The organism is Metabacillus litoralis (genome assembly GCF_007994985.1).
GTDB lineage: Bacteria > Bacillota > Bacilli > Bacillales > Bacillaceae > Metabacillus > Metabacillus litoralis.
In genome coordinates this window covers 14,839-29,601 of record NZ_VOQF01000013.1, presented here as the reverse complement: position 1 = coordinate 29,601, position 14,763 = coordinate 14,839, and the positions used below count along the sequence as shown (strand labels likewise).

Sequence of the window (14,763 nt, the reverse complement as noted above, 5' to 3'; positions counted from 1 at the left end):
TATTAACTTACTATCAATTAGCTACCTCTTAAACAGTACCTTTTCTCCACAATCGTGATATTCCTCACATCCAGCCTTCCTAAACTTACTTTATCCTTTTAATAAGAGACTTATTTATACCCGTGGAACTTGTTGTGAAACAAGAAAAATCGGGTGGTGACAGGCACCTGAAAGGATGATTGTAATGGTAGGAGATTTATTGAGCAATTTCAGTTTTTCGGCACAGTGGAACGGGGGAGTTTTTTATTTTGTTTTGTTAACAATTGTTTGTTATTTATTTATTCTTCCTACTCCGAAGAATCATCCAAAAGGAAAGTCTGTGGTGTTTGTGATTGCGATTCTTTTATTAGCTTTCACATTAGGAGGGCCTCTAAATATATTAGCTAGGATGATTTTTCGCGCTCATATTATACAAATGGTGATTTTATTTTTCATTGTTGCACCTATGCTTGTTTTAGGGGCGAAGAGAGGGATTTTATCATCTAAACTAACAAGACCTTTTATAAACAATTGGAACATGATTATAAAACGTCCTATTATTTCCATTCTATTTTTTCATGGGCTATTTTTGATGTACCATATTCCAAGTGTGTTTGATGAGATAAGAATGAGTAACATGCTTAATTATTTATATTTAATAGGATTATTTCTGGCAGCGATCTTATTATATTCTTCTCTTTTCACGTATAATGATGATAATTTATTTTCAATTCAATATAAGAGAACCTATGTAGCATTAAATATGATCATTTTACTAGGTTTCTCCGTTTTTCTACTAATCACAAAGAAACAATTATTTGGAATCTACAATGATCTAGAATTACTGCAATCAGCTCTAAACGTATGTCTACCTGCAGAAGAAACGATAGAAGATATTCCGGTAGAATTTTTTGACGTTCTTAATCCATATCCACCTTTACAAGAACAGAAAATCGGTGGAAGCATCTTAGCAGGAAGCCAAGTATTAACTTTGTTGCTTTTTTCTTCATATAGTTTTCTTAGGAATAAAAAGATATAACCCTAAATTTTTCCTTTTTCTTAAATGAAATAATTATTCTTAAGTAAATGAGCGGGGCGAATCATTTACACCAATAACATTGAATATTCAAGTACAATATGCTTTTGATAAATATCGATAAATTCGATTAATGTACTGAAAAGAAATGCTCGTTCTTCTGAGTTCAAGTTTTTCATCGATAGCTTGATTACTGGATCAATTTCCTCTAAATATTCTCTTAAACTTTGAAAATAAGCAATAACATCTTTATTATCCACTAAAGGAGCTAATACAAAATGAAAATAGTATCGTAACACTTTAGAATCTTCTTCTAATTCTTCAAAAGCCTCTGGAAGTTCTTCTAATTGAAAGGTCTTTTTGATGAATTCTAAAATTTGGTGAATTGTATCAACTTTTGATTTTATAAAGGATTGATTTATCATCAGATCCATTTCGTATTTTTTAAAATAACCTGGTAATGCTGCTTGTAGTAAAGCTGAAATAACAACTAACGTTTTAACCTTTTCTTCAATACTATCTGCAAAAGCCAAGTATAAGCGATCATCTAATTTTTGATCCACCTGCTTGAATTTAGAATGAATTGTGTCATTTAATAATGATAATATTTTCTCATAAAAGAGGGAAAACTTCTCACTAGATTGCCAAGTTTCATCCAAACTATCCGATACCGCAACTAATACAGACTTTTTACTGCTTAACTTCTCAAAAAAACTCGGCAGCTCTTCTATTGCCAAAAGCTGAGTTATCTTTTGATAAATTTGTGCAATTTCTTCAACAGCGTCATCAGCAGAAACACTATTTTCTCTATTAGACATTTTCTCCGTAACACCTAATCCAACTGTACCAGAATCTTCAATTTCAGTGATCTTTATATCTCCAATATAAAATCTGTGTACACCTTCACTGTCCCGAATCTCCTCACTAATTAGTTGCCCTAATTGAAGTGATCCTTTAACCTTGTCAATCTGAATACCATTTATATAATACTCATAAATAGTGGAGAAATCAGAATTACAGTTTAAATTTTGTATTTGTTGCTTTAAAAATTCAATCTGTTGTTGCATAAGTTTCATTTGTTCATTGTTAGATTGATTGGAATGCATCAATAACACTCCTTAAACGAAAGCTCTTTTCTGAGATATTGTTCCTAATTGACCAAGTTATCTATTAAAACCATGATGCTGCGCATAAAAGGAAATAACTCTATGCTTCTTTCAAGATAGTCACAGCAACAAAGTTCACGAGAATATCTTAAACTAAAAACTCTTCACATATATCATCAAATATGAATACTCTATATAATACTTATTCCATTGGAGGTACTAGTATGTATTACGATAAAAAAGGTCGAAATGAGATACAGAGAAAACCTCAAGGAAATCAGCGAAGCAACAACAAACAAAAAGATGTTAGAACTCCCCGGGCTGACCTTTTTGAGACAAATGATCACTATTATATTCGTCTTAGTCTTCCAGGTGTAAAAAAGGAAAATTTAAATATTGTTATTGACGAAAAAGGAATGCTGGAAATTAAGGGGAGAGTATTCACTAACATACCAGAACATACAAAAAATATTATTCAGCAGGAAATCTATCAAGGACCTTTTTACAGAAAAATAAGATTAAATAGCAGAGTTGACAAGCAGAGTATCAAGTTTAACTATAATAATGGCATTTTAGAAATTTATATTAAAAAATAAGAAGGATGTGTTTATATGGTTTTTGGAGATAATGAACCATTAGGAATAGTGTTTTTTGGCGGAGTTAAAATTAATCAAATGGAAACAAACGCTGCTTTTGCCGTTGGAGAATCTCTTTTTCAATCATTAGAAAGTCAAGTAAAAAACAACCTAATAGCAGGCCAAACATTTGGTGATTTTGATTTCAACAATTTCCAGCCTGTTGCTTCTAATGTATTCGACCCAGACGGTGTTGATATGTTAATGCCTATCGCACAATCGTCACTCGGTTTAGAAGATTAAAAAGTACACCTCAAGACAATCTTGGGTGCTTTTTTTTGCCCACTATTCGCAGAATTAAATACGATAAATCGGATATAATGGTTGAGCATAAGTAACGGGATAATATAATAAAGGATAATACCAGTATGCTGGCTGTGACTTCTGCACTGTATTTTTCGTTGTATCTATAGTGTCTGGATCATTTACTGATGATTGATAAGGGCTCATATTTATATAGGAGCCATCTCCATAAGCACTTCCAACTCCGTTTGTCGTTTTCGATTGACTTGATAATTGCTCAAAATTACCTTTACCAACGACTAATGAAGAAGTACTTGCTATACTATACACTTTAAAATTCCCGATATTGATTTCAATCTTCGGCATAGTATTCACTCCTTTTAAAAGTCAATAGGAATATCTATTGTGTTTTTTGCTTTTTGAAACTTATATGTTAAAAGACCATCTTCATAGCTTGATGAATAATCTGAAGTATTAACAGATTTACCAATGGATATTTCTCTTTCAACATATTGTTGTGGCAGCTCAGTAGATAATAAAGCTACATCATTTGCTGGCATTAATGAGTTCGTTTTAATTTTTAATGTACATTCTTGGTCATTTTGAAACAGAATATGTGCATGTTGTAAATCAGGTAAACCTGGACAGACAATCAATAGGTATATATGTTCAACGTTTTCCCATAACTCAATAGGTAAAACCGGTTCTTTTTTTATTTTATGTTTTCTTAATCCATTGATTTCTCCCCAGAAATCATCATTCAAAATGGTTTGATATTGCTTCACCATATTTTTGATCCCTTGAAGGCTCTCAGGATTTACGTGCGGTTGTGATAGTGCTTCTTGAAATGGAAAGCCATTTTTGTTATTAAAAAAATCCATTGGATTCATAAAAAATTCAATCCTTTCCTAAACATGCTACTCTAGACTATTCTAGGTAGTGCCTAATTGTTCAAAAGGAAATGAAGTTTTACCTCATAAGTTTATCAAAATGGTGTATAACCGCTTCATAGTAATGGAAAACATATAGAAGTAATAAGATAATGACAATTTACAAAGGATTCTTTCGAAATACAAAAACAAATGATAAATAAAAAACTATAAGCAAGAAACTGATAAATAAACATGATACCATTGACTATTGTTTTTATCATTGATACATTTACTTGATAGGAAGAAGGATGTGAAAATATATGATTAAAATTGATTTACCAAAAGTAGATGTTTCTATTAGTGAAAGAAAACAACCACAAGATGATAATGCTCCAGAGATAAAGTCTATTGAAGGATTTATTGATCTACATGAAATCCCAAGAGATAAGGGGGGCATCATCCTTTTCTACAACAAAAAGGACGAGCTTCTTTTAGTAGGTAAAGCTAGGAAACTTAGACAAAGAGTTAAGAAACATCTTGAAGACACAGTATCTCCTCTTAAGGACCACCGTAATGAAGTAAATAGAATCGATGTTTGCTTTGTAGAGGATCCAATGGAAAGAGAAATTTATGAAACATACCTCATTAATAAATTACAAGCAAAATATAATGTGGACAAAGTGTTTTATAAATAATAAAGATTACATAAAAGTGCTAAGGTGAAAATTATTCATCTTAGCACTTTTTTATAGGCTGGTTTTAAATGACACCTCGAATCAATCACCATTTTCTTACTTTTCGCAATCATCTTCATGGAATGAATTTTTTATAAATCAAATATTCTCACTATGCTTTTTATAATTGGCAAGAGATCTTTAAAAAATATTAATTTGAAGCGGATAGAGTGAAATAGATAAAAAAACAATTTACAAAAAATAGATAATTGTGATATTTTATTTATATGACCAAAATAGTATTTTTAGTCATATAATAGTAAAGGTGAGGATTATGCCAAAATTCAACGATATTGAAAAAGAAAATATAAAAAAAGAATTAATGAGTAAAGGGAAAGAACTATTTTTACTTAACGGTCTTAGAAAAACAAGTATTGATAATATTACCGAGGAGTGCTCAATTGCAAAAGGGTCTTTTTATACTTTTTTTTCTTCAAAGGAAGAATTATTTTCAGAAATTTGGTTAGCTGAAGAGAAAAAATACAATCTATATCTAAAAGATATAATGATGACAACAAAAGATACAAAAAAGATGATTATTAATATATGCCGTGCTACTTTTGATTACTTAGAATTGAATCCATTTCATAAAAATTTAATTGAACGAAATGAAATTGATTATTTATTTCGCAAACTTCCTGCTGATCAATATAAAAAATTAGTTGATCAAGATCTTTTTACTTTCCTGCCTTTATTAGAAGAATTACAGAATGAAGGTAAGTTAAAAAAAATTGACCCAGAAATTATTATGGGTATTCATCGTTGCTTAAGCTATCTACCACTGTTAAAAAAAGAAGTTGGAGCAGACATCTTTCCAAAAGTTGTTGATAGCTTAATTAATATGATCGCAGATGGATTGACCAATCAAAATAATGAGGAGTTTACACAATGACTAACATCTTTTTTGAAGAACATATAGAAGACATTTATGTAAAAAAAGATATCAGCTATTGGAACAAAATCAATGAAATATTAAATAATTATAAAAGTGACATGTACAAATTGATAGATGAAAATAATAATATGTTACCAACAACCAGTCATCATGTGAGTATAAATCAGTATTCTCAAACGAAAAATTCACTTACAGAATACCTTTATTTAGGAGTAGAAAACGGAGAATTTGATCCTCAATATCCATTACATATCGTTCGCGATTTTATAATTTCAATGTTAGAAGGCTTAAGAACGAATATTATATATCAATACTCTGATAAGGAATGGATAGCTGAACAAATTAAGATGGTTAAAGAAAGAATAAAGGATGCATTGCTAGTTCTTGATTTATCATATCCAGAAGGTTAAGAATGAAAGTCCATCATACGTTCACAAACGACATTTTTTTCTTGTACAAAAAAACAGTTTATTACTAACGAGTTCCGTTATTCGAGATAAAACATTACATAGTAATTCGTTTAACAGATCATTTCGGATAGCGATTTGGTCCTTACTTTTTATTGTTATATCGACGTTCTATGAGTTTTTATTGCGTTTGTGGAGAAATTGCGGTTTTAACAACCTAAATAACAAGAGGGCAATAATTATTGTCCTCTGACCTCAAATTCACTATAAGATTTTTATCCAACCTCTTAAATATGGGATTAACTTAAGGGAAAACCTTATCGATCAAAAAATTAAATTGGATAACGAAAAAAGCATTTTATAGTACGCAACCCGTAAATGGATTAACCACTTAGTAATTGAATAGGATGGATTTCAATATGTATTGAGTGTAGACAAAAGAATCTCTGAGAAAGCTTCACTCGAGGTATTAGTGGAAATTACATATTCGAATAGAAAATTAACAGAAAATAAGAAGAAAATAGGTTATTGTGACCGATGCTTTTTTATTTTCTGTTAATGTGATAAATAGCGTGCTAGTTGCTTTACTTTTTAAGGAGAAATTATTATGTTTTCTCTCCCATAACGGAACCCGTTAGTTTATTACTGTTGTTTTTTTATATAGACTTTCATTAGTTATGTAGATTGGTTTCTACGATGAAATATTGAATATCAATATTTCATTTGGAGACGTTAAGTATATATAGTGTTTATCACATCGTACAAAAACAATGAAAAGGTGATTCTTTTGGGGTTAAAAGAACTAGTAAAGCTTGAACGCCCTTTACAAATCCTTTTGTTTGGTGTTTTGCTTTCTCATTTAGGTACTTATATTGTGACACCAATGCTGCCAATTATTTTAAAAACTGATGCAGACTTAACGGTAGGACAAATCGGGATTATTTTAGCAAGCATCGCTATAGCTTTTCAGCTAGGAAGTATTATTGGAGGAATCTTAGCAGATCGAGTGGGAAGAGGCTTTATCATTGGATTAGGAGCACTTATAACTGCCTTTGGAATTGTCGGATTTAGCTTTTTTACTGACTTTATCTTTCTCTGCTTAACAGCTATTACTATGGGATTAGGTACAGGCTTAAATGCACCGTCCACGAAAGCAGCAATTGCCGCTTTAGCTTCTAGCGAAAATCAAACAACCGCTTTTTCTATAAGAGGAATTGCAGCTAATATAGGTACTGGCTCAGCAGGTTTGGTTGTGTTTTTTCTATTAACTGGAACATCTAAAATGATTTTTTGGATTGCTGGAGGAATTTACGTCATTTTAGCAATCCAAAGCTGGATTTTCCTTCCTAAGGGGTGTGGAAATGCTCCTTGTCCAGGACTTCCAGTTGGTGCTTATCGAGAAGCTTTTCAAAATAAACCTTTTATTGTATTTAGTGCTGTCAGTATATTTATATGGTCATTGTATGCTCAGCTTTCAATTGCTTTACCAATAAGAGCAACATTCATTTTGCCAGAACCTAAAAATGTTGCCTTGATATGGACTTTTAACAGCTTAATTGTGATCACTTTACAAAGCTTCATCACGAAAAAAATCATTCGCAAAATTGAGCCACTTTCAGCACTAAGTATTGGCATCGTATTTATAACGGCCGGTATTGTCTCTTTATTTTTCACTCAATCTTTTCTACATTTGATTTTTAGTGGAGCTATATTTGTTATTGGAGAAATGTTGATTCTTCCAACAATTGATAGCACAATTTCTCAATTATCCAAGGCTGAATTAATAGGACTTTTCTTCGCCTTATCTAATGTTGTTTATGGATTAGGTGAGGCAGGTGGAAAATCAGCTGGTGGAAGAATTCTTGGTTTAGCACAAGAATCAGCGTTTCTACCAGTACTTATTTATGGTTCTCTAGGCTCGGTTCTATTCATTAGCATTTTACTTCTAAAAAAATGGCAGCCCCTGAGAGATTCCTTACAAAAAGCAGCCCAAAAAACGAACAAGCCTAAAAGTGCTCCAAAGTTAACAAGTGAACCTTCTCAACACCGAACACATCCAATTAATAGCTGGGAATCAGAAATCTTTTTTAGAAAAAAATAAAATTAAGATCGAAAATAGGGTCAGACTCCTTGATGGGGTCTGACCCTATTATTAGCTTAATGTCTATTGTCAATCGGCGTGTTAACAGGGATTTTAAAAATCAATAACAAAATAATTACAACAAATGTAGAAAGAATATATGTTAATAAAGGTCTTTTATAATGTAAGCGAATGAAAGTATACATAATTAAATAAAAAAAAGGTTCCATCCAAAATTCATATCCATGATGAAATGTTATTTTACCAAAATACACATATACCGATTCAATTAATAGTGACCACACAATCCATTTCAAAAAATAGAACAATACCTTCTTATTTCCTTGTTTTTCTGGATAATGTGATAAAAAGATAAACGCAATGGCTGGGAGTAATATAACACTATTTCCTACTTCTGTTATTGTATGATTAGAATAGATGTCCGGTTTATATTTCCATAAGTCATAGTTAGCACATAAGAAATTATATAAAAGATTTACTGCACAAATATACAGAAGAGTTGAATGATAAAGTCTCCATTTCTGTAAATTTGCATATTTATAAACAAAAAAGATACAAGCTAAGTGTGTTAATGTATGCATGATATACTGCCTCATTGTGTCCTAAGATTATAAATCATCTTTATTATGTGCGAAACAACCAAAATAATTACACCAAAACGCACATTGGACTTCGTCAAATTTTAATTGTTAAGAAAGATGTTTTATCATGTAGATAGAATCTTAACAAAAGGAGCATGAAAATGATAAATGAAATAATAATAAACGATACTATTCTTCCTATAAAAGATTATAAACAAGATGGAAAAGCTGGAAAGCTGCAAATATCGGTCAAATTTAATGTATCAAGTGATCAATATCACGATATGACAACAATGCTTTACAAAGATAAGTTTAGTATTAAAGTACCACAAAAAAATCTCTTATTTGAAGCAAAAATCACTCAATACGCTACATCAATCACTAATTTATATAAAAAAGAACAAGTTGGTGTTTTTAAAGTTACGTTTACAGAACGCTAAGGAAGATGAAAGAAGGTGGTCATAGTATGAAGTTAAGTATTATAGATCAAGCACTTATATCCAGTAACCAATCCGCTAGGGATGCATTAAACAATTCAGTTAGATTAGCTCAAGCTGCCGAAAAATTAGGTTATATGCGCTACTGGATTGCGGAACACCATGATTTACCTGGACTCGCTTGTTCAGCTCCAGAAATAATGATTCCTTATATTTGCGCAAAAACCTCTCATATTAGAGTTGGCTCTGGAGCTGTATTATTACCTTTTTACAGACCTTATAAAGTTGCAGAAACATACAATATGCTGGCAACATTATTTCCTAATCGGATAGATATAGGAATTGGTCGAGCTCCTGGAGGCTCTGCAGAAGCTACAAATGCTTTACATGAACGCTATCTTGAACAAGTATGGAAAATGCCTGAGCATATAAAAGAGCTACTTCAGTTTATTTCACAGTCCTTTCCTGTGGATCATGAGTATAGCAAAATCACCGCATCACCTTTACCTGAGATTCCACCTAAACCATGGTTACTAGGAACAAGTAGTAAAAGTGCAAAGCTTGCAGCTGAAAATGGACTACCTTATGCATTCGGATACTTTATGAGCAATAATGATAGTAAAGAAATTATCCAAGCTTATTTAGATTCTTATTCCCAAGAAAATCATGCAGAGCAACCACAAGTGATTATAACTGTTTCAGCAGTTTGTGCTGATACAAACCAAAAAGCGGAAGATATCGCATTAAGCTCACTCATTTGGTCTATACAACGAGCAAAGGGAGAAGATAATGAAGGAGTTCCATCTATAGAAGAGGCAAAAAAATATCAATTAACAAACGAAGAAGAGGAGCAACTAGAAAAATTAAAAAGTAAAATGATCATAGGTGATCCCTCAGCTGTCATTCAGAAGCTTACAAAAATTCAACAATATTACAAAGCAGATGAAATCATGATAAACACCATTACTCATTGGCTAGAAGATCGTATAACATCTTATTCTTTAATAGCTGAAAATTCCAACTAACCTTTTAAAGTATAATTTAATGATCATTTGAAAAACTATACAAAGACAAAGGGAGTCAAGAGCACATAGTTGGAGGTCTATTATGGAAGATATGAAGCACAATGTACGCTTAACTGGTCCAGAACTCTCTGCACTATGGACACAGTATTTGAATGACAGCATGGCTATTTGTGTTCTTACATATGCTTTAGAGTCATGTAAGGATAAGGATATTTATACAATAATTGAATATGCTCTCTCACTATCAAAGTCTCATATAAGCAAAATTACAGATACATTAAAAGAAGAAAATTATCCACTTCCAACTGGATTTACAATGGATGATGTAAATCTTAATGCACCACCATTATTTTCAGAAACTTTTTGGATGCAATATCTGTATGTTATGACTCTCCATGGTATGAATGGATATTCTTTATCTGTTGGTTCAGCTGTTAGGAAAGATCAAAGAAAGTATTTTACCGAATGTGGCAAAGAGGCCATGGAATTATATGACAAATTAGTAGATGTCATGTTAGATAAAGGAATTTTTAGCCGTCCTCCGTTTATAAATGCTCCTCATGATCAAGAGGTTATCGATAATCAAAGCTATTTAACAGGATGGTTTGGAAAAAGAAGACCTCTAAATGGGATTGAAATGGGGAATATTTATTATAATATGCAAAAAACGATCGTTAAGGTAGATCTAGAAATTGCGTTTGCGCAAGTTACACAATCAAAGGAACTTCGTGAATATTTTCTAAGAGGAGCAAAAATATGTAAAAAACACATTCGAATTTTCTCCTCGATCTTAATGGAAAGTGATTTGCCCTCACCGAGAAATTGGACGTCAGAAGTATCCAATTCAACGGTATCGCCTTTTTCAAATAAGCTCATGTTATTTCACGTAGCTTCACTAATAGCTGTGAGTGTTGGGTATTACGGATCTGCATTATCGGTATCACAACGGAGAGATATTATTGCTCAGTATTTACGGCTAATGGGTGAAATCGGGATATATGCAGAAGATGGAATTAATATTTTAATTAAAAATAAATGGATGGAACAGCCACCTGGCGCAGATGATCGAGCTAATATAGCAAAGCAAAATTCATAATTCGAAAAAAGGTGAGCAGAAACTGCTCACCTTTTTCATGTATCAATGCGATCATGGATAGTGAATAATCTAAACAGCTTATGCGAACGAAGGCACTTTTAATAGAACACTTAAACGATAGATAATTCTACTTATTAAACGTGCTATACGATACCCCGTTAACATGTAAGTCGGAAATAAACTAAAAAGAATATTCAAATTTATCCCTCCACATTGAAATTGGCATTTGCTTAACGCCATTATTTAGTATTCTACAATATGAAATGATCTATTCCATCACAAATGAAAAAAGGAGCTGATTCTAGCGAGATATGATACAATGTATAAATTGTTTAGATCAAATTTATCTTTTCTGAGAAGGAGTGGAACACATGTTGAACATGACAATCAATCACAAAAAAATAAAAGAGATGTGTGGTGAAGTTTCCTTCAAAAGAGGAGATTCTTTTTATCGAGCAAATAAAGTCCACTTTGAGGAACTTACAATAGATCATTGTCAAGCTATAGTTAGCGGAGCAGAGTATTTTCATGTGATCATAAAAAAAGGATTACATGAAGAAATTCATACAAATTGCAGTTGTCCTAAATTAGCTTCATTTACAAAGGATTGTCAACATATTGCTGCTGTTTTATTAGCTTTGATGAATCATCAACAAAATACTCCGCAAGTTTCTACATCTCAAAATTCATCAGGTAATGAAATCAATGATGACTTACTCACATTATTTCAGCAACAGTCTAAACCATCTAGTGGACATCAACGACACTTTGAAACTAGAAAGGTTATTGATATTGAGTTTATATGTAAACCGATTTCTTTTACTGAAAATGATATATTACTTGCAATTGAAATTGAAATAGATGGAATAACAATTAAGAATATTCGACAATTTCTAAGTAGTGTACAAACAGGATCAAACTTTTCTCTTTCAGAATCGTTCACATATAATCAAACTCTACATTGCTTTGATAAGGAAACAAATGACGTGATCCAGCTACTCATTGGAATATATCAAAACGAAACGATTTATTCAGGAACTCACCAACAAAAAAACCAACGATTACTAGAAATTCCTCCTACTTCATGGGGAGATGTCATGAATTTATTAGTAAAGGCACCATTTGTTAAGCTAAAATACCACAATGTTGTTTTTCATGGTTTGAATGTTACTAAAACAAAACTGCCTTTACAATTTAATTTCCAACAATCTACAAACAATCATTTTCAATTAAATGTTGAAGGTATTCAACAAATGATTTTATTAAATTCCTATCACTCAGTTTTAAGTAAAGGTATTCTCTATCAGCTTGATCAAAGAGATAGTAAACGCCTTAATGATCTAAATAACATGCTCCTAAAATCAAATACAACGAGCATCCCAATTCTCCAAGAACAGCTTGGTTTCTTTTTAGAAAAAGTGATACCAGGATTAAAAAAGCTAGGTGACGTGGCAATATCTGAAGAAATAACTCAGCTCCTTGTGAGAACACCATTAAAGGCAAAGCTCTATTTGGATCGCGTAAAAAATCGTCTTCTTGCTGGACTTGAATTTCATTATGATCATATAATGATTTCTCCTTTGGAAAATACAGAATCTCCTGCTGGTATGTACTTAGTAAGAGATGTTGGAAAAGAAGCGAAGATTTTAGATTTAATGGAGGAAATACCTTTTGCGAAAACAGACGGTGGCTATTTTCTACACAATGAAGAATTAGAATATGAGTTTTTGACACATGTTCTACCTAAGCTACAAAAGCTTGTCCAAATTTATGCGACAACAGCCATTCGGAACAGAATCTTTAGAGGAAATTCAAAGCCTATGATAAGGGTAAAGGTTCATAAAGAGCGAACAAATTGGCTTGAATTCAAATTTGATATTGATGGTATTCCAACTGAAGAGATAAAAGACATTTTAATCTCTATTGAGGAAAAGCGAAAGTATTACCGCTTACGAAATGGCTCACTTCTTTCTCTTGAAACAAGTGAAATCGAGGAAATCCAACGATTTTTACAATCACCACAAATTGAAAAGAAAGATTTATTAAACGGATTAAGTCTTCCAATCGAGCAAGGTCTTCAGCTATTGGACACTGTTGAAGGCAGTTCAGCTTTTATGCTCGAGCCTTCTTTCCAAGAATTTTTAAACCAGCTTCGAAACCCTGGCAGTCTTCAATTTGAGCTTCCAGAAAGCATTGCACCAATTTTAAAAGATTATCAAAAGATCGGATTTCAATGGATGAAAACTCTTGCATTTTACGGATTTGGTGGTATTTTAGCAGATGATATGGGACTTGGGAAAACAATTCAAAGTATTAGCTTTATCTTGTCTGAGTTACCTGAGCTCCGGAAGCAAAAACAACCCGTTTTAATTATTTGTCCATCTTCTTTAACATATAATTGGCTTAGTGAAATGATGAAATTTGCTCCTGAAATTGAAGCTATTGTTGTTGACGGAACGAAGCAAGAAAGAGAAAAGCTTCAAAATGAATTGCAAAATATTGATGTTTTTATTACCTCCTACCCTCTAATCCGAAAAGATATAAATTGGTTTGAGCAACAAACATTTCACACAGTCATTTTTGATGAAGCGCAAGCCTTTAAAAATCCAGTAACCCAAACAGCAAGAGCGGTAAAAAGACTTCAAGCTAATTATCGTTTTGCCCTTACTGGAACACCAATCGAAAATTCTCGTGAAGAAATATGGTCCATCTATCATGTCATATTCCCACAACTTTTTCTCGGTCTTAAGGATTTTAGTAAATTATCGAAAAAAGCAGTTGCCAGAAGAATCCAACCATTTTTGCTTAGAAGAATGAAAGAGGATGTATTAACAGAGTTTCCTGAAAAAAGGGAGCTACTCGAATTATCTGAACTACATCCTGAACAAAAAAAGATATATGCAGCTTATTTAGCAAAACTGCGGCATGATACATTAAAGCATTTAGACAAAGATACCATTCACAAAAATCGCATAAAAATTTTAGCTGGCTTAACACGACTAAGACAAATATGTTGTCATCCACAGCTATTTATTGACGGATATCAAGGTCGATCAGCAAAATTTGATCAGCTTATGACAATAGTAAATGAAGCAAAACATTCAGGAAGAAGAGTATTGATTTTCTCACAGTTCACAAAAATGCTTCAGCTGATCGGGAAAGAACTTACATCCGAAAGCTTGTCCTATTTTTACCTTGATGGACAAACACCTTCAAATGAAAGACTAGAGTTATGTAATCGATACAACAAAGGTGAAAGAGATTTTTTCCTTATTTCGTTAAAAGCTGGCGGAACAGGTCTTAACTTGATGAGTGCAGATACGGTTATATTATATGATACGTGGTGGAATCCAGCAGTTGAAGAACAAGCTGCAGATCGTGCTCATCGAATCGGTCAAAAAAACGATGTTCAGGTGATTAAACTAATTTCTCGAGGTACAATCGAAGAAAAAATCAATGAACTGCAGAACAAAAAGAAGCTTTTAGTAGAAGAAATCATTAATCCAGAGGAAAAACGTAAAAGTACATTATCAGAAGAAGATCTGAAAGAGCTATTATCAATTTAAACGAAAACAATTTCCCATTTAAACACTAAGAAACAGTACCAAAGAACTCA

The 14,763-nt window shown here is 32.3% G+C and carries 15 protein-coding genes; 11 read left to right on the top strand and 4 right to left on the bottom strand.

Going from position 1 to position 14,763, the window contains the following annotated elements; genetic code table 11:
* The first annotated feature begins 199 nt into the window (after window positions 1-199).
* Window positions 200-1,018, top strand: coding sequence for a cytochrome c oxidase assembly protein (locus FS935_RS18225; RefSeq protein ID WP_158638647.1), 819 nt, complete (start codon window positions 200-202; stop codon window positions 1,016-1,018).
* 65 nt (window positions 1,019-1,083) lie between these two features.
* Here the strand turns inward: FS935_RS18225 and FS935_RS18220 are convergent, their stop codons facing one another.
* On the bottom strand, window positions 1,084-2,121 hold the full coding sequence (locus tag FS935_RS18220) for a hypothetical protein (protein ID WP_146950076.1): 1,038 nt from the start codon (window positions 2,119-2,121) through the stop codon (window positions 1,084-1,086).
* A gap of 224 nt (window positions 2,122-2,345) precedes the next feature.
* Between FS935_RS18220 and FS935_RS18215 the strand changes: the two genes are divergently transcribed.
* Together FS935_RS18215 and FS935_RS18210 are read left to right on the top strand one after the other, a co-directional pair.
* Window positions 2,346-2,717, top strand: a complete 372-nt coding sequence (locus FS935_RS18215; RefSeq protein ID WP_158638646.1) for an Hsp20/alpha crystallin family protein — start codon at window positions 2,346-2,348, stop codon at window positions 2,715-2,717.
* Between the two features lie 15 nt (window positions 2,718-2,732).
* The gene (locus FS935_RS18210; RefSeq protein WP_146950074.1) at window positions 2,733-2,999 is read left to right on the top strand and encodes a spore germination protein; all 267 of its coding nucleotides are present in this window, start codon (window positions 2,733-2,735) and stop codon (window positions 2,997-2,999) included.
* Between the two features lie 54 nt (window positions 3,000-3,053).
* Here the strand turns inward: FS935_RS18210 and FS935_RS18205 are convergent, their stop codons facing one another.
* Both FS935_RS18205 and FS935_RS18200 read right to left on the bottom strand, forming a co-directional pair.
* Window positions 3,054-3,365, bottom strand: a complete 312-nt coding sequence (locus tag FS935_RS18205; RefSeq protein WP_146950073.1) for a spore germination protein — start codon at window positions 3,363-3,365, stop codon at window positions 3,054-3,056.
* 14 nt (window positions 3,366-3,379) lie between these two features.
* The gene (locus FS935_RS18200; protein WP_146950072.1) at window positions 3,380-3,889 is read right to left on the bottom strand and encodes an Hsp20/alpha crystallin family protein; all 510 of its coding nucleotides are present in this window, start codon (window positions 3,887-3,889) and stop codon (window positions 3,380-3,382) included.
* A gap of 302 nt (window positions 3,890-4,191) precedes the next feature.
* Between FS935_RS18200 and FS935_RS18195 the strand changes: the two genes are divergently transcribed.
* The 4 genes from FS935_RS18195 to FS935_RS18180 all read left to right on the top strand — a co-directional run bounded on the left by FS935_RS18195 (window position 4,192) and on the right by FS935_RS18180 (window position 8,008).
* Window positions 4,192-4,566 carry a nucleotide excision repair endonuclease gene (locus FS935_RS18195; protein ID WP_146950071.1) on the top strand — a complete coding sequence of 125 codons (375 nt, stop codon included), beginning with the start codon at window positions 4,192-4,194 and terminating at the stop codon, window positions 4,564-4,566.
* Window positions 4,567-4,879: 313 nt separating this feature from the next.
* The gene (locus FS935_RS18190) at window positions 4,880-5,497 is read left to right on the top strand and encodes a TetR/AcrR family transcriptional regulator (protein ID WP_146950070.1); all 618 of its coding nucleotides are present in this window, start codon (window positions 4,880-4,882) and stop codon (window positions 5,495-5,497) included.
* Window positions 5,494-5,910, top strand: a complete 417-nt coding sequence (locus FS935_RS18185; RefSeq protein ID WP_146950069.1) for a hypothetical protein — start codon at window positions 5,494-5,496, stop codon at window positions 5,908-5,910. The genes FS935_RS18190 and FS935_RS18185 overlap by 4 nt, the downstream gene beginning before the upstream one ends.
* Before the next feature lie 775 nt (window positions 5,911-6,685).
* Window positions 6,686-8,008, top strand: a complete 1,323-nt coding sequence (locus FS935_RS18180; RefSeq protein ID WP_240050959.1) for an MFS transporter — start codon at window positions 6,686-6,688, stop codon at window positions 8,006-8,008.
* 56 nt (window positions 8,009-8,064) lie between these two features.
* Here the strand turns inward: FS935_RS18180 and FS935_RS18175 are convergent, their stop codons facing one another.
* Window positions 8,065-8,589 carry a CBO0543 family protein gene (locus FS935_RS18175; RefSeq protein WP_146950067.1) on the bottom strand — a complete coding sequence of 175 codons (525 nt, stop codon included), beginning with the start codon at window positions 8,587-8,589 and terminating at the stop codon, window positions 8,065-8,067.
* Window positions 8,590-8,750: 161 nt separating this feature from the next.
* On the opposite strand from FS935_RS18175, the gene FS935_RS18170 reads away from it, so the two are divergent.
* From FS935_RS18170 to FS935_RS18155, 4 genes are all read left to right on the top strand, one after another.
* Window positions 8,751-9,029 (top strand): DUF3219 family protein, encoded by a 279-nt coding sequence (locus FS935_RS18170; RefSeq protein ID WP_158638645.1) that lies wholly within the window; start codon window positions 8,751-8,753, stop codon window positions 9,027-9,029.
* 26 nt (window positions 9,030-9,055) lie between these two features.
* Window positions 9,056-10,051, top strand: coding sequence for an LLM class flavin-dependent oxidoreductase (locus FS935_RS18165; RefSeq protein WP_146950065.1), 996 nt, complete (start codon window positions 9,056-9,058; stop codon window positions 10,049-10,051).
* Between the two features lie 82 nt (window positions 10,052-10,133).
* A complete protein-coding gene (locus FS935_RS18160) occupies window positions 10,134-11,147 on the top strand; it encodes a DUF3231 family protein (RefSeq protein WP_146950064.1) in 1,014 nt (337 codons plus the stop codon).
* Between the two features lie 374 nt (window positions 11,148-11,521).
* Window positions 11,522-14,713, top strand: a complete 3,192-nt coding sequence (locus FS935_RS18155; protein ID WP_146950164.1) for a DEAD/DEAH box helicase — start codon at window positions 11,522-11,524, stop codon at window positions 14,711-14,713.
* The last annotated feature ends 50 nt before the right edge of the window (window positions 14,714-14,763 follow it).

What these genes read in the sequence shown, in the direction of transcription:
- FS935_RS18220 (WP_146950076.1), bottom strand. Translation starts at nt 2,121, where the DNA reads ATGCATTCCAATCAATCTAACAATGAACAAATGAAACTTATGCAACAA.
- FS935_RS18215 (WP_158638646.1), top strand. Translation starts at nt 2,346, where the DNA reads ATGTATTACGATAAAAAAGGTCGAAATGAGATACAGAGAAAACCTCAA.
- FS935_RS18210 (WP_146950074.1), top strand. Translation starts at nt 2,733, where the DNA reads ATGGTTTTTGGAGATAATGAACCATTAGGAATAGTGTTTTTTGGCGGA.
- FS935_RS18205 (WP_146950073.1), bottom strand. Translation starts at nt 3,365, where the DNA reads ATGCCGAAGATTGAAATCAATATCGGGAATTTTAAAGTGTATAGTATA.
- FS935_RS18200 (WP_146950072.1), bottom strand. Translation starts at nt 3,889, where the DNA reads ATGAATCCAATGGATTTTTTTAATAACAAAAATGGCTTTCCATTTCAA.
- FS935_RS18195 (WP_146950071.1), top strand. Translation starts at nt 4,192, where the DNA reads ATGATTAAAATTGATTTACCAAAAGTAGATGTTTCTATTAGTGAAAGA.
- FS935_RS18190 (WP_146950070.1), top strand. Translation starts at nt 4,880, where the DNA reads ATGCCAAAATTCAACGATATTGAAAAAGAAAATATAAAAAAAGAATTA.
- FS935_RS18185 (WP_146950069.1), top strand. Translation starts at nt 5,494, where the DNA reads ATGACTAACATCTTTTTTGAAGAACATATAGAAGACATTTATGTAAAA.
- FS935_RS18175 (WP_146950067.1), bottom strand. Translation starts at nt 8,589, where the DNA reads ATGCATACATTAACACACTTAGCTTGTATCTTTTTTGTTTATAAATAT.
- FS935_RS18170 (WP_158638645.1), top strand. Translation starts at nt 8,751, where the DNA reads ATGATAAATGAAATAATAATAAACGATACTATTCTTCCTATAAAAGAT.
- FS935_RS18165 (WP_146950065.1), top strand. Translation starts at nt 9,056, where the DNA reads ATGAAGTTAAGTATTATAGATCAAGCACTTATATCCAGTAACCAATCC.
- FS935_RS18160 (WP_146950064.1), top strand. Translation starts at nt 10,134, where the DNA reads ATGGAAGATATGAAGCACAATGTACGCTTAACTGGTCCAGAACTCTCT.